Consider the following 17,255-nt stretch of genomic DNA (forward strand, 5'->3'; position numbering starts at 1 on the left):
ACCTGAACACCAAAAAGACGTAGTCATCAGCTTCAGAGAACATTGGCCAAGAGAGAACAATTAAACGCCATTCCCAGCATTGGCGGTGCTTAGCCCCTCCCGCATAACCCTCGAAAACAACGGAAAAATCCGGCCGCAGCCGGATCAAGAGAACACTTTCGCGAGGGCAAGTGGCGGAGCGGACGCGACCTCCGTCGAACCTTATCCGGCCCGTAAGATATTGATGTTATTTTATTATCTATTTCGGCGCCGAATATTGCCGTCTCTTCCTCATCAAGCTCGGCAATGATGCAGTTTGCGGTGGAGCCCCCTCCATCAACATGGACATCGACACCATCAGCTTGGCACAGGTAGTGGCCGTTAAAGGAGAATTTGCATCGACCTCATCTCTATCGCCCAACATGTCTCCTCCAGCCAATCGATTTGACTTGCTGCGCCCTTGGAGATAAGAATCTTTTATCCGTTGGGGTGCCGTAAAGGCTGAGAGGCGAAAGCCGACCCATCGAACCTGATCCGGGTCATGCCGGCGTAGGGAACGGAGCAAAGCTGTGGCAATCGCAGCTTTTCATATACCGTATCCCCACGCTTTTGGCCCTTGTTTTGAATGGGGGCTTGTGTGGCTTTTCAGGCGTTGACGATTGCAGGATCCGACAGTGGCGGGGGCGCCGGGATTCAGGCCGACCTCAAGACCTTCAGTGCTTTGGGCGTCTATGGCGCCAGCGTCCTGACCGCGATCACTGCGCAGAACACCCGAGCTGTCACTGCGGTGGCGGCGGTGGCTCCGGCGATGATCCGGGCCCAGATGGACGCGGTCTTTGACGATCTGGTGATCGGAGCAATCAAGGTCGGAATGCTGGGCGAGCCGGATGCGATTGACGCCGTCGCCGATGGTCTGGCCGGGTACGCGGCACCGGTCGTTCTTGATCCTGTGATGGTGGCGAAATCTGGCGACCCCCTCTTGTCCGATGATGCGGTCTCAGTACTGCGCGCACGTATGCTGCCGCTCGCCGACCTGCTGACCCCGAACCTGCCCGAGGCGGCGCGATTGCTCGACACGCCCGAGGCTGTGAACGAACCCTCCATGCTGGAACAGGGCCGTGCGCTCCTGGCACTGGGCCCGCGGGCGGTGCTAATGAAAGGGGGCCATGGCGACGGGGCGCATTGTGTCGATCTGCTGGTCACGCCCGAGGCCGTGTTACGGCTGTCGGCGCAACGGCACGCCACGCGCAACACTCATGGCACCGGCTGCACCCTGTCGGCGGCTATCGCGGCCGGGCTGGCGCGCGGTGCGCCCCTGCCTGAGGCGGTGCGCGACGCCCATGCCTATCTGCAAGGCGCCATAGCCGCGGCAGACCGATTGAACATTGGTGGTGGACATGGCCCGGTCCACCATTTCCATGCGGTCTGGCCCGATGAGTGATGTTACCATTATCGGCGCGGGGGTCGCTGGCCTTTGGGCGGCGCGGTCCTGTCTGGCACGCGGCCTGACCCCCCGGCTGATCGACCGGGCCGGGCCGCCGGGGCCGCACGGCTGTTCGTGGTGGGCTGGCGGGATGCTGGCCCCCGATTGCGAAGGTGCCACGGCCGAGCTGCCGGTGGTTGTCCACGGGCGTGAAGCGGCCGATCTCTGGGCAGACGTGACCCGCGTGACCAGAAATGGCACACTTGTCCTCGCGCCAGAGCGGGACAGGCGCGAGCTGGACCGATTTGCCGCGCGGACCGACGGCAAAACCGCCTGCGATGCGGCTGCGATTGCGGCGCTTGAACCCGATCTTTCGGGACAGCACCGGCGCGGGCTGTTCTTTGCCGCAGAGGCGCATCTGGATCCCCGACTGGCACTGTCTGATCTGGCGCGAACACTTTTGGATGCCGGTGTCGTTGTCGAAATCGGCGAGGCCGAGCCTGCAACCCTGAGCGGCCCGGTGATCGATTGCCGTGGCTTGGCAGCAGCGGATGATTTGCCGGGGCTACGCGGCGTGCGGGGCGAAATGATCGTGTTGCACTCGGACGAAATTGCCTTGTCGCGGCCCATTCGCCTGCTGCATCCACGCCATCCGCTATATGTGGTGCCGCGCGCGGATGGATTGTTCATGCTGGGTGCAACGCAGATCGAAAGTTCTGCGCGAGGCAGGGTGACGGCGCGCTCGGCGCTGGAGCTATTGTCAGCCGCCTATGCGTTGGACCCGCGCTTTGCCGAGGCCGAAATCGTCGAAATGGGTGCTGATCTGCGCCCTGCCTTTGCCGACCATGTGCCGCGCGTGCTCCGCAGGGGGCGTATTTTGCACCTGAACGGGTTGTTCCGGCACGGCTTTCTGATGGCACCGGCGCTGGCGGAACAAGCCGCCGAATACCTTTTAACTGGCAAGACCGGGGATCTGTTTGATGAAGATTGAAGTGAATGGCGAACAGCGCGATGTCGCCGCGACGAATGTGGGCGAGGCGCTTGCTGAACTGGGTTTGGGAGAGGCGCGGGTCGCAACGGCACTGAACGGCACCTTCGTATCTGCGGCAGCGCGCGACGGCACCGCCCTGTCGCCCGCTGATCGGCTTGAGGTTTTGACAGCGATGCAGGGGGGCTGAGCCATGCGCGATTTCTATGGCGAAACCCTGAAAACGCCAATGATGCTGGGCACGGCGCGCTTTCCTTCGCCAGCGGTGATGGAGGCTGCATTCCGCGAAAGCGGCGCATCGGTCGCAACGGTATCGCTGCGGCGCGAACGCGGTGCGGGTCAAGCGTTCTGGGACATGGTGCGCGGCCTTGGTGTGCATCTGCTTCCGAACACTGCCGGCTGCCATTCTGCGCGCGAGGCGATCACCACCGCCCAGATGGCGCGCGAATATTTCCAGACCGACTGGATCAAGCTCGAGGTGATCGGCAATGCCGACACGCTGCAACCCGATCCTTTCGGCCTTCTGGAGGCCGCCGAGGTCTTGTGCGCCGATGGGTTCAAGGTGTTCCCCTATACCACCGAAGACCAGGTGTTGGCCGCAAGGCTGGTTGATGCGGGCTGCCGGGTGCTGATGCCCTGGGGCGCGCCCATTGGATCGGGGATGGGGCTGAACAACATTCACGGGTTGCGCACCCTGCGCGCGGCCTTTCCCGATGTGGCCATGGTGATCGACGCGGGTCTTGGCCTGCCCAGCCATGCGGCGCAGGCGATGGAGCTGGGGTATGACGCGATCCTGCTGAACACCGCCGTGGCCGAGGCGGATGATCCGGCCGCCATGGCGCGCGCCTTTGCCATGGCCGTGCAGGCGGGCGCGCTGGCGGCCACATCCGGGCCGATGGGCATGCGCGACATGGCCGTACCTTCAACCCCCCTCATTGGAAAGGCATGGCTATGACACTGCCCCGCTTTTACCCCGTTTTCGACAGCGCCGATTGGGTGGTGCGGGCCGTTCCCCTTGGGGTGCGGCTTGTGCAGTTGCGCATCAAGGGGCAGCCCGATGAGATCCTGCGCGCCGAAATTTCCACAGCACTGGCCTGTTGCCGTCACTATGGCGCGGCGCTGGTAATCAACGATCACTGGCAACTGGCGATTGAGCTGGACGCCGACTGGCTGCACTTGGGACAAGAGGATCTGGACACCGCCGATATCGCTGCAATTCGCCACGCAGGCCTGAAGCTTGGGGTTTCGACCCATGACCATGCGGAACTGGACCGCGCTGTGACACTGGCCCCTGAGTATATCGCCTTGGGCCCGGTCTATCCGACCATTCTGAAGCAGATGAAATGGACCGAACAGGGCCTTGATCGGCTGACCGAATGGAAATCCCTAGTTGGAGATATCCCGCTGTGCGCCATCGGTGGCATGTCGGTGGAACGCGCGCCGGGTGCCTTTGCCGCAGGGGCCGATACGGTGGCGGCGGTGACGGATATCACCCTGAACGCCGACCCTGATGCCCGGATACAGGCCTGGCTGAAGGCAACAGCATGAACCGCTATGCCAGACAGATTGCCCTGCCGGAGGTGGGCGCAAAAGGCCAAGCGCGCTTGCGCACAGCCCATGTTCTGGTGGCCGGAGCGGGTGGCCTTGGCGTGCCGGTGTTGCAATATCTCGCAGGCGCCGGGGTTGGCACGATCACCCTGATTGACGGCGACGAGGTGACTGAGAGCAACCTGCACCGTCAGCCGCTATATCGGATGCAGGACATCGGCCGTCCCAAGGCACAGGCTGCCGCCGCAGCGCTGGCCGCGCTCAACCCCGATGTCGCCATGCGCCCGCTGGTCGAATGGCTGACCCCCGCCAATGCGCCCGCTCTGGTCGACCAGGTCGATGTGGTTCTGGATTGCGCCGACACATTTGCCGCCAGCTTTACGCTATCGGACGCCGCTTTTGTTGCTGACAAACCCTTGATTTCCGCCTCGGCCCTTGGTCTTTCGGGCTATGTGGGGGGCTTTTGTGCCACGGCGCCATCGTTGCGCGCCATTTTCCCCGATCTGCCGCGCAGTGCCGCAACATGTGCAACCGCCGGGGTGCTGGGGCCCGTGGTGGCCATGATCGGAGCCATGCAGGCTCAAATGGCATTGGCGATTTTGCTGGATATGGTGCCTTCGCCCCTGGGCCAGATGATGATATTGGACGCCGCAAGCTGGCGCATGTCAGGCTTTCGCTTTGACAGCGCGCCGGAGCCTGACACCCCCGCAGCCTTCATCGCCACCAGCCAGATCACGCCCGAGGATCTGGTAATCGACCTGCGCAGCGAGGTTCCCGCCCCCTTCCGCGCAACCGCCCTCCATATCCCGCCCGAAGGTTTGCCCGATCTGGCCTTGCCTCCCCACGGCACACGGATCGTCCTGGCCTGCCGCACCGGCCTGCGCGCCCATCACGCCTGTACCGCTCTGCGCAGCCGTTGGGCAGGTGATATCGCGCTGCTGGCGCTGCCCGATCCTTGATCCCAAACCCTGAACCGGAGACACCAATGAAACACCTTCTTGCCACGGCCGCCCTTTCCCTGATGGTCACCCCCGCTTTTGCCCAAGACAAAATGACCGTGATGCTGGATTGGTTCATCAACCCCGATCACGGACCGATTATCCTGGCTGAAGAACTGGGGTACTTCGCAGAAGCGGGGCTTGAGGTGGAGCTGGTCACCCCCGCCGATCCCAACGATCCCCCGCGCATGGTTGCGGCGGGGCGGGTTGATCTTGCGGTGTCCTATCAACCCGAACTGCATCTGAACCGGCGCGAAGGGCTGGACCTGGTGCGCGTCGGCACGCTGATCGAAACGCCGCTGACCTGTCTTGTGGTGCGCGCCGACGGACCGGTGCAATCGGTTGCCGATCTGGCAGGACGCAAAGTGGGCTTTGCCGTGGCCGGTGTGCAGGAAATGCTGTTGTCGGCCATGTTGGCCCATAACGGCGTGTCCGGCGATGATGTCGAACAGATCAACATCGGCTGGTCGATCTCGCCTGCTTTGATGTCGGGTCAAGTGGATGGCGTCATAGGCGCGTTTCGCAATTTCGAACTGAACCAGATGGACATTGAAGGCGTTGAAGGGCGCTGTTTCTACCCCGAGGCCGAAGGCGTGCCATCTTATGATGAGTTGATCTATGTCGCCCGGGCCGAGGATTTGAACCGCGATATGATTGCCCGGTTCCTGCTCGCTACCGAACGCGCCACGGCCGACATCCTGAACGATCCCGAAGGTGCCGGTGAGATATTCTTCGCTACCAGCGCCGAGTTGCGCAACGAACTGAACACACGAGCCTGGGGCGATACCTGGCCGCGCTTTGCCACCCGCCCCGCTGCCGTGGACCATGGCCGTTACACGCGGTTCGAAGCTTTTCTGGTCGCCCAGGGTGCTGTCGATGCAGCTATTGCCGCCGCTGATCTGGTGGTCGACGTGACAGCCGAGCCCGCGCAATGACAGCACCGGACTATGGCCGCGCTTTCACGCTTTGGCGTGCGGGCGCGGGGCAGGATTGGGACCGCTATACGCATCACGCCTTTGTCGAAGGCTTGCGCGACGGATCGCTGCCGCAAGACAGCTATCTGCATTATCTGCGGCAGGATTATGTTTTCCTGATTCATTTTGCGCGCGCATGGGCGCTGGCGGCTGCCAAAGCCGATACGCTGGATGAAATGGCAGCGGCCAGCGCCACGGTGCACGCGTTGGTACATGTGGAAATGCCGCTGCACGTGGAAACCTGCGCCGCCCACGGCATTGACCGCGCCACGCTGGAGACAACGCCCGAAGCGGCGGCGAACCTTGCTTATACACGCTATGTGCTCGAGGCGGGATATTCCGGCGACTTTCTGGACCTGATGGCGGCGCTGGCCCCTTGCGTGCTGGGTTACGGCGAAATTGGCGCGCGGTTGAAAGACGTTACCGGACCCTACGGCGATTGGTGCGCCACCTATGGCGGGCCGGAGTATCAGGCCCTGTGCCGGGATGTTGGCGCGCTGATCGACGGAGCGATTTTGCGACGCCTTGGGCCGGGCTGGGCCGATCTGCCGCGCGCGGTGACTTTACAGGCGCGGTTTGCCACTGCCACAAGGCTTGAGATCGGGTTCTGGGACATGGCCCGCGACCCGTCAGCGATGTGAGCGCACCATCCATCCATATGGCCGGATCGCTTAAGGCGGGGGATACCCTCTTGATCGACAGCCTCGATCTGACCTTGCCCGCCGGTCGGTGGAGCGCGCTTTTGGGGCCGTCCGGCGTGGGCAAGACATCCTTGCTGCGGTTGATCGCGGGGTTGCCTTGCGCGGCACACCTGAAAGGGCGGCTCAAGGCCGGGGACGGTGCGCCCATCGCTCCGCGCGTGGCGATGATGGCGCAGGATGACCAGCTTCTGCCATGGGCCTGTGCGCTGGACAATGTTACCATCTGTGCGCGCCTGCGTGGCGAACCTGCACAGACGGAGCGCGCGGCAGCTTTGCTGGCGCGGGTAGGCCTTGGTGGTCTGGAGAGGCGCAAACCCGCAAACCTTTCGGCCGGTCAACGCCAGCGCGTCGCCCTTGCGCGCACTCTTTACGAAGATCGCGCGGTTGTCCTGCTGGACGAGCCATTCTCGGCGCTGGACGCGATGACGCGCCACACAGTGCAGGATTTGGCGGCTGGGCTTTTGGCTGGGCGCACCGTGGTGCTTATCACCCATGATCCGGCCGAGGCGATCCGGCTGGCCGATGTTGCATGGATCCTCACGCGGGCGGGCATCGCGCCCTGCATTCTGCCGCCCACCATGCCCCCCCGTGCGCCCGAGGCCGCAGCCACCATCTCTGCGCAGGCCGCGTTGTTGAAGCGGATGCGCCTGCTTGCCGCACAGGGGGCAGGATGATGCTGCATGCAATGTCTGGCCTGTGGCGCGGCTGCCTTGTTTTGTTGGTGGCGCTGGCAATCTGGCAGGCGGTCGTGAGCCTGACGGGCGTGCCGCGCTTTATCCTGCCGGGGCCTACACTGGTGGCGCAGGCCCTGTGGGACAACGCAGCATTGATCTGGGAGAACGCCCTGTGGTCAGCCGGCAACCTGAGCCTTGGTCTCGCCGTCGGCATATTTCTGGGGGTCGAGACCGCACTGCTGCTGGCCCTGTCGCGGCGCGCGCGGTGGCTGCTGCGCCCCATGCTGGTGGTGGCCCAAGCGGTGCCTGTATTTGCTCTGGCGCCCGTGATCACGCTGTGGCTTGGCTATGGCATGCCGTCCAAGATCGTGACGATCGCGCTTGTCACCTATTTTCCGATTGCCTCGGCGCTGTTTGACCGGCTGATGGCGCTGCCTCCAGGCCTGGCCGATCTGTCGCGCCTGTCGGGCGCCGGTCGCTGGCGCGAGACACTGCTGCTGCGCCTTCCCTATGCGGTACCAGGGCTGCTTTCGGGGCTGCGGTTGGCGGTGGTCTATGGCCCGCTGGCGGTGCTCATCGGGGAATGGGTTGGGTCGTCTCAGGGGCTTGGCCATCTGATGTTGATGGCGAACGGTCGGGGCCAGACCGCCCTTATGTTTGCAGCTCTGATCGTGCTCGCTTGCCTTTCACTGTGCCTCTGGGTCACGGTCGAAGTACTTTCCCGGTGGTCGTCAAAGCGGCTTTCGTATGCCTGACGCGTGCCTATGAAACGGTAGCAATCCCATCAAGAAAAGCTGCGATCCTGTCTGCACCCGCTTCCAGCCATCAATTCGCGCATAGGCCGTCACAGCGATGCCCGCGAGCGCTGGTTCAATGATCCGGCGGCCACCCACGCCGCTTTGGTGGCATCCAGCAGGGCAGATGTTTGACGGCTGGTCTTAATCCCGTCGACGTCACAGGAAACTCTCCGGCACCAGATCGCGCTTGCGCATTATCTCGCGTAGCCGTTCGAAACCGCGTTCGCGCAACTGGCGCACGCGTTCCTTCGAGATACCATAGACCGACCCCAGAGCATCCAGCGTCGCAGGTGGGTCGTTTAGCTGAGTGGCCACGACTATGTTGCGCTCTCGATCAGGCAAATCGGTAAGCGCCTCGACAAGCGTGCGACGCAATACCTCCGTGTCCAGACGGTGCAGGGATGCCGGATCGTCAAGACTTTCCGGATCGACCAGCAGCGCCAGGCGATCTTCTCCCTGGTCATCGAGGACCGGGACATTCAGGGAGTAATCCCTGCCAGTGATCTGAGCGCGCAGATCAGCCAAACGGTCGATAGTGACACCGTTTTCAACGGCAATTCTTGCGTCTGCCTCGGCCCGGTCGATCTGCGGATCAGCCTTCATCGCGACGTCAAGGCGTGCGATCTGCGCGGCCGCCGAACGCGACTGAGCGGAATTCGGACGCCGGACAATCGACAAGGTGGTGCGCTTGTATTCCTGAATTTCGGCGCGGATCCACCAGACAGCATAGGTCGCAAAGCGAAACCCCCGGTCTGGATCAAAGCGGTCGGCCGCCTTCAGAAGTCCGATATTGGCCTGCTGCACCAGATCGGGGTCTGCCTCCTGGGAGGCTGGCGAAAACCTTTTGGCCTTTGCCGCGGCCATGGGGGCGAAGGCGCGCATCAACGTGTCGCGCGCGTGCGCGTCGCCATGGTCTTGCCAAGCGCGCACCAGATCGCGCTCTTCCTTTGCCGACAGCATGTTCGCGCTGCGCGCGTGGCGGCTATGGGTTCCCCAATTCGGAGCATGTTTGTTCATCACGACGACTCATTTAAATTCGAATCGAAACTAGTCTCTCACCACCACTCTTGTCAAAGTGGTTTCGCTTCGCTACCAAATAGACATGATCAACCAATATCAAACGCCAAACCGCATCGCCGAACTGCTCGTCCATGTCGGCCGCGCGGCGCGTAGCGAGGCCCGCAACGAAAATCCGCGATCCAGCCTGACAGCAGCGCAATGGACCTGCCTGCGGTTCTTCGCACGGGCCAATGGCAGTACCCGCACGCCCTCGGGCTTCGCAAGTTTTCAGGCGACTACGCGCGGCACCGCATCACAGATCGTTAAGACCCTCGAACGCCGCGGCCTGATCACCGGTCAACGCTCCGACCGGGATCGGCGCAGCGTTCGCTTTGACCTTACGGCAATGGGCCTCGAGACGCTGGTGCATGACCCGCTCAGCGATCTGATCGGTGTGATCGGCCAGCTTCAGGAGGACGAGCGCGACCGCTTCCTGCAAACGCTGTCGCGCATGACGTCTGCGCTTGCAGGGCTGAGGGATGTGCCAGCCTTCGGCACATGCCAGGACTGCAGCCATTTTACGCCCGCGAATGACAGCGGCTATTGCGCCTGCATGGCGGCCGAGCTGGCCGCGGAGGAGATCGACCAGCTATGCGCAAGCTACCAGGGTCCCGCGCGCGGGATACAGACCGAGGGAGAACGCGATGACCGCGCCTGACACACGTGCCGCGCCCCGCATGATCGCGATCAGCAGCGGCAAGGGCGGAGTGGGAAAATCCACTGTCACAGCCAACATTGCCGTGGCCATGGCCCAGGCTGGGCTCGCTGTGGGCATCGTCGATGCCGATATCTACGGCCCCTCCATCCCCGGAATGCTGGGGATCGCAGGTGACAAGCCCGCCATGACGCCCGAAGGCAAGGTGATCCCGGCCGAGGCGCACGGCGTCAAGGTCATCTCCATGGCGATGCTGAGCGACGACGACAAGCCCGCGATCCTGCGCGGGCCGATGGTGACGAAATACCTGCAGATGTTCGTCCGGCAGGTGGACTGGGGCGCGCTGGACGTGCTGCTTCTCGACCTGCCGCCGGGCACAGGCGACATTCAGTTGACGCTGGCTCAGGCCTTCCCGCTGGCAGGCGCCGTGGTCGTGAGCACGCCGCAAGACGTCAGCCTCAAGATCGCGAGGCGCGGCCTGCGCATGATGGAGCAGGTCAACGTGCCGATCCTTGGCATCGTCGAGAACATGAGCGGCTTCACCTGCCCGTCATGCGGAACCCTCACGCATATCTTTCATGAGGGCGGCGGCGAGGCGATCGCGCAGGAACTGGCGGTGCCCTTTCTCGGCAAGGTGCCGCTTGACCCTGCCGTGGTCGATTGCGGTGATGACGGCATCCCGCTCGTCACGGCCGCACCGGGCAGCCCAGCCGCCATGGCCTACGCCCAGATCGCGGCGACGCTGGCGCGCGCGGGAGGCGACATGGGCGGTATCGCCACCCCCTTCGCCTGGACGCTGGCCGACGGCACCGGAAAGCCCGCACCGGCTCTGGCACCGCCTACGCCGGACGGGCCGACCGACCGTCTGCGGGCGCTTGATGACGATGCGGCGGGGCTCGCGTTGTGCTGGGCCGACGGGTATGAGCAGCATCTTTCGCCGCGCGATCTGCGCCTTGCCTGCGCTTGCGCGCAATGTCGCGAAGAGATGACAGGTGCACAGCTCTTGATCCCTGACAGAGTGCCTCTCGACATCCGGATCACGCGGATCTGGAGTGTCGGAAACTATGCCCTCGGCATGGCTTTCAGCGATGGCCATGACACCGGCATTTATACGTTCAAATCTCTGCGCACGATGCGTAGCACGGAGTTGGAAGATGTCTGAACAAACCCACCGCCGCATCCGCGCGCAGGCCTCGGCGCGCGATGCCGATGTCATGTCTTTCGTTCTGGACAGCCCAGTGCAGGAAGGACGTTCCGGACGATTGGAAAAGACGCATGACGCCCCGTTGGCGCGCGTGCTTTTTGCCGTCGCGGGTGTAAGACGGGTCGAGGTGGCCGAGGCCACGATCCTGGTGCAAAAGGACGCGCAAACCGATTGGGCGCTGCTGAAGCCAACCATCGCCGCGGCGATCCGGCAGGTGCTTGACGCCACGGACGCGCCGCTTGGCTCCAACACCGCCCCTGATGCCGCCCTTCTGCGTGCGGTCGAGGAGTTGCTGGAACGACAGGTCAATCCGTCCATCGCGTCCCATGGCGGTCATATCTCAGTCGAACGCGTTGCGGGCGGCTCGGTCTATCTGCGCATGTCCGGCGGCTGTCAGGGCTGTGCCGCGTCCTCCGCCACCTTGCGACAGGGTGTGGAACAAATGCTGCGCGCAGCACTTCCGCAGATCCGCGAGATCGTGGACGTGACCGATCATGCAGCGGGCAGCAATCCGTTCTACGCACGGGACGACGGGGGGTCCTACGCGCAGAACGACGGTCCGTCGCCCGTTCTGAACCGTCCGCTGCCACCAGGTGTGATCGGTTGGGACGATGGAGAGATTCTCGTCGATCCCGCCTACCTGGCGCCACGGCTTGGGCTGACGCCGCAGACGCTGCGCGAGGGGCTGCAAACCGGCGACGTCGTCGGTGTGACAGAAACTGGCGAGGGTGCCGACGCGGGCAAGACCCGGATCATTCTGCGCAGCACGGCGCGGGCCTGGGCCGCCGAAGTGATGACCGATGGATCGGCGCGGGAAATTCCGCCCCCCCGCGAGATCGGGGCGGCCGCTGACCGCGCGCAAAACCTTGCAGACCGCGTGCGCGCGCATCTTGCGGCGCTTTCCACCGATGACGCGCCTGTCACTTATGGCGCGCTTGCGCGGGCACTTGGGCTTTGGACGCCCGGTTCGGTGGGCCGTGTCACTCGCGCGCTGGAGGCAACAATGCGCGAAGACGCCGCTGCCGGTCGCCCCTTCATCGCGGCCCGCGCTGTCAGTCGTGGCCGCGAGGATCTTCCGGGCAAAGGGTTCTTCGATCTGGCCGGCGCCCTGTCTCGCGGGCCTCAGGACGGCGAAAGCGAGAGCGACTACCACCTCCGTGAAATCAGCCGTCTCGACCATCCGCATTCAGAGCACACAGATGTCGTGCAACGCGACAAGACCCAACGCGCATGAAATAGCCGCGTAAGTTTCGAACAAACAAGCCTTTCGGAAAGCCGGATTGGTTAAGCCTCCTTCGACGCTGTTTCCAAACGTGAAGCGGCAGCTTGTATAGCGGGATAGCGTTTCCGCCATCTGTTCTGGGTTCGCCACAGGCTCTAACGGGGGTTTGGCACCCCATGTGAGCAGTAGTCCCATCTCAACGGCACGCGGCTGCCTGCTCCCGCATGACCCCATAATCGCCCATCATCTCGATGACGGCTAATCCGTCTGGCATTAGCGCCAATTCCTCAGCCGTGCGCACTTGGAACTCCTGACTGTATTCTACGGTCGGTGGGCATGCCGCTGCACTGCCATTTTCAAAACCCACCCCCACGCAACCGGTCAACCAGATCGTCGCGATTACGAGGACGACGAGCCGCCGCTTCCAGCATCCGGCGTTGTACGTCATTGGCTTTCTCCGTGGTTGCGAGACGTTCCGCGAGCCGCCCGACGCGCTCTCCGGCGCGGCGGATCGACAGCAGGAACAGCAGGATGGCAAGGGCAACAGCGCCGTACCGCAGGGCCGCTCGCCCAAATGGACTGGCCGATATGCCGCCCAGCAAGGCGGTAATCATCGCTGCGCCCTGCGCCAGTCATCGAGCCGCGCATAGATCGTAACGGCGATGCCCCCAAGCGCCACGGCGATGAACACCCAGCGGAGCGTATCGAGGTATGGCACCAGCGGCAGAACCGCGGGTTGGGTCACGGCTAGTACGTTCTGCGCCACCTCGACCCCGGCTGCGCCCAGCGTCGCTACTCCGGCCGCACCGCCGCCTTTCATGGTGCGACTTTGCGCCAGCACCTCGCGCGCGAGCTGCATGTCCTCGGCGAAGGCAATGGCCCGAACCGGAAAACGATGCCCCCACTGCCGTGCCGGGCCGAGATCGACATGGATGAAGCCCGAGCGCCGGTAGAAACCAAACCCGAGGAAGCCGACCGCGCGTGCCGCTGCCTCGAACGCGACCGGGTCGTGGTTCGACATAGCGATGTCGAAAGCTTCGCCATCCATGTGCTTGGAACGCGTCGCGCCGCCGACGGCGCGGTTGTGTTCCGGGCTGCGATAGGCAGAACGAACGATCAGAGGTTTGCCGAGCCAGTCGCGGAGCGCCTGGAGCTTGTCGAGCGCCGGGGCATTGATCAGCAGCTTACCGGTCCCGCGGCAGGCGATTTCGGCGGGCGAAAAGTTGGGCCAGCGCCGAGCGCTTTCCGGCACATCGCGCCAATGGTCGTAAAAGTTCGTGGTCATGTTGTCCTCCAGAAACGGAAGAACCCGCCATCAGGGCGGGTTCGGGTGAGCGGGTGGCTTGTTGAGGCGTGTGGCTACGCCCCGCCGCCGAAGATCTTCAGCTTGATCGCGATCCCGGCCAGTAGAGCCAGCATCACGCCGGTTGTGATCATGCGGACGGCGGTTTGCATGGCGGTGCGGCGCACCAGCCGAATGCCATCCAATAGAGAGACCGAAGATCCCGGATATCGAGCGCGGCTTCTTCGCCATCGAGACCCACGTCGGCCAGCGCCCGTTTCGCGCCTTTCTCGGCCGCACGTGCCAGGATCGCCTCGAACTCGGCATCCGGCATGCGCACGAAGCCCTCGTATTGGGGTGGTGTCATCGGATCATCCTCCCACCGCTCAGCCGACCTTGCAGCCCCAGAAGGACGTGTGATCGGCGGCGAAGTAGCCGTCGGCGACCCGGAAATACCCTTGCAGTTCCACGGTATCGCCCGCCGTCAGCGGCACCATGGCCTGCAGCCAGATGGCCGTGGCAAGCGAGACATGGGTGGCGGAGATTTCGCCGAAGGAGCCACGGATTTCTTTAGTCCCGTTCAGCACGAGCCGCCCACGCATGCGGGCAGTGGCGCTGGCGTTGATCTTGTAGAGCAGCGTTGCGCCGAAGAGGTATGTCCCATCGACGGGCGCGGTGAAGAGGCTGGTCCCGGCATCGAAATCCCCCTGATCGTTATAGTCGGTGGTGTTGAGGTCGATCTTGGTCCAGGTGCCGACGCCGACATAATTGTCGTAGTCGGTGTACGCCTTGAATCGCGGCAGCTGTGGCTGGTCGACGATGCCGTTGGCGTTGTCGACGGTCATGCCGTCGAAGAAGGTGCTGCCATCGGTGGAGACCGCGAGACGAAACCGGTCCGACCCGAACAGGCCGACCAGCGCCTTTGTCACGAAGTTGGTCTGCAGCGTCAGACCGAGATCGTCGCCCGCAGCCTCCTTGTTCATCGTGTAGAACAGATCGCCGTTCCCGCTTTCGGCGACGGTTTTCGCGGTCCAAAGTGCCGCGTTCAGCTTGGCCGAAAACGGGTTGGCAGCGTCGGCAGCCGTGCCAAGCCCGAGCAGCGCCATGTTCTGCGATACGTCGGGGATCGTGCTGATCCAGGCGGAGCCGTCGTAAACCAGCAGCAACCCTTCGTTCTCAACCCATGCACGCCAGCCCGCCCGGGGCGGCAGACGCAGCCAGGTCCCATCCGTGAACAGCGCCACGTTCAGGTCCCACCCCGTCCAGTCACCGGTCCCGCCGTTCGCCACGATGTAGCGGTCGCCATCGGCCGGGCTACCGGGCGGCGCGGTCAGATCACGGTCGAGAACGGAAAGCTGGATCAGCCCATCAAGGATGCGCAGCGCCTCGTTGTGCGTGACATGCTTCTGGGCCTGCGCCGCGAGGATGTAGGGCAGCAACAGATGGGTCGTGGCGTCGGACATGGGATGGCCTTCAGAACGTGAGCGTGACGGTCTTTGGCGCGCCCCGCCCGATCAGGGCGGAGAGCTGGAAGATGCGGACGTCGAGCGTGTCGCCGGGGCCGAGCGGCGCGCCCCAATCGGCGCTCTGCTGGGCGGCGGTGTAGATCGCGCTGGTCGTGGCGGTGCTCAGCACCCGCTTCACGGTGGCGCCGTCGAGGATCTCGACCTCGTAGGCTTCCAGCTCTTCCGCCAGTGACACCTCGACCGCGCCCCAGCTGTCGGCAGCAAGCGCGCGTGACCTCCGCGTCCAGCGGATCGTCAGGTCGCCGGGCGTCCGCGGCGTTCGCCACGGTTGCGCGACATGGGCGACGGAGAACGGCCGCAGCCCGGCGCCCGTTGGCGTGAAGGCCTGCGCCACATAGGTCTCGTCGCTGACCGGACGGCTCGCCGGGCCGATACGCCAGTTCCACGGGATGCCGAGATCGGCCTCGGCGATCGGCAGGGACGCCAGCGCGGTGTCCAGCACGACGACCCGCCCGCCCGCAGGCGCCGGGTTACCCATCGCACCCTCGGTGCCGCGCTGGCCGCGCAGGAGCCGGGTCAGCCGATACCGGCCGGGCGCCAGAAGCTCCGCCGCGCCCGCCTGCACGATCTCCCAGACGCCGGGCGCGCTCTCGATGGCGAGCGCGTTGGCGCCGCCGAACAGCGTGAGGTCGGTGACGCTTTCCAGCGTGCCGGTCAGCAGATCGACCACAAGCGCATTGCCGAGATCGAAGCGCGACGTGTGCCCCGCGTAGAGGTCGGAGACCAGCATCCCGATCCGGGCGCGGCTGCCGAAGGTGGTCACCAGCTCGAAGCCATCGGTCGACGGGCTGCGGAACACCGCCATCTCGCCGGGCCAGGGAACCGCGTGCGCGGCGACCAGCGGCCGATGCGCGGGCTGGTCCTCGGTCAATTGCGGCAGGTCCATCAGCACCGCATCCGGCGCGCCGAACACGACAGCACGCGTCAGCGACGCCGCGCGGGGATCGCCGGGCGGCAGATCGTAGGTTGCCCGGTCCTCGCGGACCGCCTCGATCCCGCGCGCCTCGGCGTCGGCGATGGAGACGAGCCGCAGATCGACCAGCCGCCCGTCATGCTCCAGCCGGATCGCGTCGGCCGGGTCGAGCGCGAGGCGAGAGGGCGGCAATCGGAACGCCGCCGTCTCGCGTCCCACCCATGCCTCCATCAGGGCACGGCGGCAGCGCCGCTCGGCCTCCTCGGGCGGCACCGCCATCGGGAAGGACTCGGAGGCGATGCGGGTCGTGTCCACCGTGATGCGCCGCGCCTCGACGAGGGCCGCGTCGTAATCCTCATCCGCCCGCGCGACCTGCCATTTCAGGGCTTGCGGCAGTTCGGTCTCCTGGCCGCGCGTCAGTTCCAGCACGTCGCCCTCGCGGGCGGCGACCAGATCGTCGTGGACGAGGGTGGCGACAGAGGCCCGGCCGCGCATGACGAAGCGGATCACGCCCTCGGTCTCAACGGCGTCGAAGCCGAAGTGGCGCGACAGCGTGGTGATCGAGGCGCGCGGGCTTTCGAGCGCGGTGATGGCGTAGCCCTCGACCGCGCCCCAGAGTCCGGAGACGTCGATCCTCGCCTCGGGCAGCCCGGCGCGCAGGCAGAGGTGCCGGACGAGTGCGGCGAGCGACGCCGCGCCCAGCCTTCCGGTCAGCCAGTGCCCGAGCCGCCAGTTCGCCCCGTCCGTCCAGACGTCGGTCAGCGCCGGGAAGAACGGGTACGGCCGCGCGTCCCATGTCCAGGCGGCGCATTCCGGCACATGCACCATGCGCGCGCCGTAGACCGAGGACAGCGGGTTGTTGGCCGGGGCGCCCCACCAGAGATAGGTCGCCTCGAGATACGCGCGCTGGATCGCGTCGTCCCGCCAGCCGCGCGAGAAATGCGGCGTGAAGCTCTCGGACGATTTCGGGTCGAAGAACACGTTGGGCTGGTTGGTCCCCCGGTCGATGGCGGGACAGCCCAGCTCGGTGAACCAGATCGGCTTCGACTGCGGTACCCATGCGGTGGGCGTCCCGCTTTCCACCCCGCCCGGGCGGTTGTAGTGCGGGTTCGACCACCAGGCGCGCAGATCCTTGTAGCGGAAGACCCATGGCTTGCTGGCGGCGCCATCCGTGATGGCCGTCCGAACCTGCGAGGTGCGATCCGCCGCGCTGGCATAGAACCAGTCGAAGCCTTCGCCGCCCGCGATGTTCGCCTGCAGATAGGCGCGGTCATAGATCGCGGGCCAGCCCTCGGCCCCGTCGAGATGCTCG

19 protein-coding genes and 1 riboswitch are annotated in these 17,255 nt (G+C 64.7%); of the genes, 13 read left to right on the forward strand and 6 right to left on the reverse strand.

All coding sequences use genetic code 11. The features are described 5' to 3' along the window. The first annotated feature begins 454 nt into the window (after positions 1 to 454). Positions 455 to 552: riboswitch (TPP riboswitch) on the forward strand. Positions 553 to 604: 52 nt separating this feature from the next. Genes thiD through CHB90_RS22820 form a run of 10 tightly spaced genes read left to right on the forward strand, consistent with a single transcriptional unit; the run spans position 605 to position 8,040 of the window. Further along, positions 605 to 1,420, forward strand: a complete 816-nt coding sequence (gene thiD, locus CHB90_RS22775; protein ID WP_085880418.1) for a bifunctional hydroxymethylpyrimidine kinase/phosphomethylpyrimidine kinase — start codon at positions 605 to 607, stop codon at positions 1,418 to 1,420. After that, positions 1,413 to 2,393 (forward strand): FAD-dependent oxidoreductase, encoded by a 981-nt coding sequence (locus CHB90_RS22780; RefSeq protein ID WP_085880419.1) that lies wholly within the window; start codon positions 1,413 to 1,415, stop codon positions 2,391 to 2,393. Before thiD ends, CHB90_RS22780 begins: the two co-directional genes overlap by 8 nt. Continuing rightward, a complete protein-coding gene (gene thiS, locus CHB90_RS22785) occupies positions 2,383 to 2,580 on the forward strand; it encodes a sulfur carrier protein ThiS (protein WP_085880420.1) in 198 nt (65 codons plus the stop codon). Before CHB90_RS22780 ends, thiS begins: the two co-directional genes overlap by 11 nt. A gap of 3 nt (positions 2,581 to 2,583) precedes the next feature. Further along, positions 2,584 to 3,345 carry a thiazole synthase gene (locus tag CHB90_RS22790; RefSeq protein WP_085880421.1) on the forward strand — a complete coding sequence of 254 codons (762 nt, stop codon included), beginning with the start codon at positions 2,584 to 2,586 and terminating at the stop codon, positions 3,343 to 3,345. Further along, the gene (locus tag CHB90_RS22795; RefSeq protein WP_085880422.1) at positions 3,342 to 3,938 is read left to right on the forward strand and encodes a thiamine phosphate synthase; all 597 of its coding nucleotides are present in this window, start codon (positions 3,342 to 3,344) and stop codon (positions 3,936 to 3,938) included. The genes CHB90_RS22790 and CHB90_RS22795 overlap by 4 nt, the downstream gene beginning before the upstream one ends. After that, on the forward strand, positions 3,935 to 4,897 hold the full coding sequence (locus tag CHB90_RS22800; protein WP_085880423.1) for a HesA/MoeB/ThiF family protein: 963 nt from the start codon (positions 3,935 to 3,937) through the stop codon (positions 4,895 to 4,897). Before CHB90_RS22795 ends, CHB90_RS22800 begins: the two co-directional genes overlap by 4 nt. A 26-nt stretch (positions 4,898 to 4,923) precedes the next feature. After that, positions 4,924 to 5,871 (forward strand): ABC transporter substrate-binding protein, encoded by a 948-nt coding sequence (locus CHB90_RS22805; RefSeq protein WP_085880424.1) that lies wholly within the window; start codon positions 4,924 to 4,926, stop codon positions 5,869 to 5,871. Further along, positions 5,868 to 6,551, forward strand: coding sequence for a TenA family protein (locus CHB90_RS22810; RefSeq protein WP_085880425.1), 684 nt, complete (start codon positions 5,868 to 5,870; stop codon positions 6,549 to 6,551). The genes CHB90_RS22805 and CHB90_RS22810 overlap by 4 nt, the downstream gene beginning before the upstream one ends. Before the next feature lie 17 nt (positions 6,552 to 6,568). Continuing rightward, positions 6,569 to 7,285, forward strand: a complete 717-nt coding sequence (locus CHB90_RS22815; protein WP_085880426.1) for an ABC transporter ATP-binding protein — start codon at positions 6,569 to 6,571, stop codon at positions 7,283 to 7,285. Continuing rightward, positions 7,282 to 8,040, forward strand: a complete 759-nt coding sequence (locus CHB90_RS22820) for an ABC transporter permease (protein WP_085880427.1) — start codon at positions 7,282 to 7,284, stop codon at positions 8,038 to 8,040. The genes CHB90_RS22815 and CHB90_RS22820 overlap by 4 nt, the downstream gene beginning before the upstream one ends. A gap of 198 nt (positions 8,041 to 8,238) precedes the next feature. Here CHB90_RS22820 and CHB90_RS22825 read toward each other — a convergent pair whose 3' ends face one another. Next, positions 8,239 to 9,099 carry a sigma-70 family RNA polymerase sigma factor gene (locus tag CHB90_RS22825; RefSeq protein ID WP_085880428.1) on the reverse strand — a complete coding sequence of 287 codons (861 nt, stop codon included), beginning with the start codon at positions 9,097 to 9,099 and terminating at the stop codon, positions 8,239 to 8,241. Between the two features lie 85 nt (positions 9,100 to 9,184). Here CHB90_RS22825 and CHB90_RS22830 point away from each other — a divergent pair, with 85 nt between their 5' ends. Genes CHB90_RS22830 through CHB90_RS22840 form a run of 3 tightly spaced genes read left to right on the forward strand, consistent with a single transcriptional unit; the run spans position 9,185 to position 12,234 of the window. Continuing rightward, positions 9,185 to 9,799 (forward strand): MarR family winged helix-turn-helix transcriptional regulator, encoded by a 615-nt coding sequence (locus CHB90_RS22830; protein WP_085880429.1) that lies wholly within the window; start codon positions 9,185 to 9,187, stop codon positions 9,797 to 9,799. Further along, positions 9,786 to 10,958 (forward strand): P-loop NTPase, encoded by a 1,173-nt coding sequence (locus CHB90_RS27390; RefSeq protein ID WP_085880430.1) that lies wholly within the window; start codon positions 9,786 to 9,788, stop codon positions 10,956 to 10,958. The genes CHB90_RS22830 and CHB90_RS27390 overlap by 14 nt, the downstream gene beginning before the upstream one ends. Beyond that, the gene (locus CHB90_RS22840; RefSeq protein ID WP_085880431.1) at positions 10,951 to 12,234 is read left to right on the forward strand and encodes a DUF6522 family protein; all 1,284 of its coding nucleotides are present in this window, start codon (positions 10,951 to 10,953) and stop codon (positions 12,232 to 12,234) included. The genes CHB90_RS27390 and CHB90_RS22840 overlap by 8 nt, the downstream gene beginning before the upstream one ends. Positions 12,235 to 12,578: 344 nt before the next feature. Here the strand turns inward: CHB90_RS22840 and CHB90_RS22850 are convergent, their stop codons facing one another. From CHB90_RS22850 to CHB90_RS22870, 5 genes are all read right to left on the reverse strand, one after another. Next, entirely contained in the window at positions 12,579 to 12,836 is a 258-nt protein-coding gene (locus CHB90_RS22850; protein ID WP_085880433.1) for a hypothetical protein, read from the reverse strand. Beyond that, on the reverse strand, positions 12,833 to 13,507 hold the full coding sequence (locus tag CHB90_RS22855; RefSeq protein ID WP_089280094.1) for a YcbK family protein: 675 nt from the start codon (positions 13,505 to 13,507) through the stop codon (positions 12,833 to 12,835). The genes CHB90_RS22850 and CHB90_RS22855 overlap by 4 nt, the downstream gene beginning before the upstream one ends. 148 nt (positions 13,508 to 13,655) lie before the next feature. Next, positions 13,656 to 13,871: a DUF6127 family protein gene (locus tag CHB90_RS22860; RefSeq protein ID WP_234992301.1), complete on the reverse strand. Its 216-nt coding sequence runs from the start codon at positions 13,869 to 13,871 to the stop codon at positions 13,656 to 13,658. Between the two features lie 19 nt (positions 13,872 to 13,890). Then, on the reverse strand, positions 13,891 to 14,967 hold the full coding sequence (locus CHB90_RS22865) for a DUF2793 domain-containing protein (protein ID WP_089280095.1): 1,077 nt from the start codon (positions 14,965 to 14,967) through the stop codon (positions 13,891 to 13,893). 10 nt (positions 14,968 to 14,977) lie between these two features. After that, positions 14,978 to 17,255: baseplate multidomain protein megatron (locus CHB90_RS22870; RefSeq protein ID WP_089280096.1), on the reverse strand; the 2,278-nt coding region annotated here is incomplete at its 5' end.

It is taken from the genome of Antarctobacter heliothermus (assembly GCF_900188425.1).
In the GTDB taxonomy this organism is placed as follows: Bacteria; Pseudomonadota; Alphaproteobacteria; order Rhodobacterales; family Rhodobacteraceae; genus Antarctobacter; species Antarctobacter heliothermus.

Bases quoted from the DNA above. Each gene is read 5' to 3' on its own strand.
- CHB90_RS22820 (WP_085880427.1), top strand. From the start codon at position 7,282: ATGATGCTGCATGCAATGTCTGGCCTGTGGCGCGGCTGCCTTGTTTTG.
- CHB90_RS22795 (WP_085880422.1), top strand. From the start codon at position 3,342: ATGACACTGCCCCGCTTTTACCCCGTTTTCGACAGCGCCGATTGGGTG.
- CHB90_RS27390 (WP_085880430.1), top strand. From the start codon at position 9,786: ATGACCGCGCCTGACACACGTGCCGCGCCCCGCATGATCGCGATCAGC.
- thiD (WP_085880418.1), top strand. From the start codon at position 605: ATGGGGGCTTGTGTGGCTTTTCAGGCGTTGACGATTGCAGGATCCGAC.
- CHB90_RS22855 (WP_089280094.1), bottom strand. From the start codon at position 13,507: ATGACCACGAACTTTTACGACCATTGGCGCGATGTGCCGGAAAGCGCT.
- CHB90_RS22825 (WP_085880428.1), bottom strand. From the start codon at position 9,099: ATGAACAAACATGCTCCGAATTGGGGAACCCATAGCCGCCACGCGCGC.
- CHB90_RS22780 (WP_085880419.1), top strand. From the start codon at position 1,413: ATGAGTGATGTTACCATTATCGGCGCGGGGGTCGCTGGCCTTTGGGCG.
- CHB90_RS22860 (WP_234992301.1), bottom strand. From the start codon at position 13,871: ATGACACCACCCCAATACGAGGGCTTCGTGCGCATGCCGGATGCCGAG.
- thiS (WP_085880420.1), top strand. From the start codon at position 2,383: ATGAAGATTGAAGTGAATGGCGAACAGCGCGATGTCGCCGCGACGAAT.
- CHB90_RS22805 (WP_085880424.1), top strand. From the start codon at position 4,924: ATGAAACACCTTCTTGCCACGGCCGCCCTTTCCCTGATGGTCACCCCC.
- CHB90_RS22790 (WP_085880421.1), top strand. From the start codon at position 2,584: ATGCGCGATTTCTATGGCGAAACCCTGAAAACGCCAATGATGCTGGGC.
- CHB90_RS22840 (WP_085880431.1), top strand. From the start codon at position 10,951: ATGTCTGAACAAACCCACCGCCGCATCCGCGCGCAGGCCTCGGCGCGC.
- CHB90_RS22815 (WP_085880426.1), top strand. From the start codon at position 6,569: ATGGCCGGATCGCTTAAGGCGGGGGATACCCTCTTGATCGACAGCCTC.
- CHB90_RS22830 (WP_085880429.1), top strand. From the start codon at position 9,185: ATGATCAACCAATATCAAACGCCAAACCGCATCGCCGAACTGCTCGTC.
- CHB90_RS22850 (WP_085880433.1), bottom strand. From the start codon at position 12,836: ATGATTACCGCCTTGCTGGGCGGCATATCGGCCAGTCCATTTGGGCGA.
- CHB90_RS22810 (WP_085880425.1), top strand. From the start codon at position 5,868: ATGACAGCACCGGACTATGGCCGCGCTTTCACGCTTTGGCGTGCGGGC.
- CHB90_RS22865 (WP_089280095.1), bottom strand. From the start codon at position 14,967: ATGTCCGACGCCACGACCCATCTGTTGCTGCCCTACATCCTCGCGGCG.
- CHB90_RS22800 (WP_085880423.1), top strand. From the start codon at position 3,935: ATGAACCGCTATGCCAGACAGATTGCCCTGCCGGAGGTGGGCGCAAAA.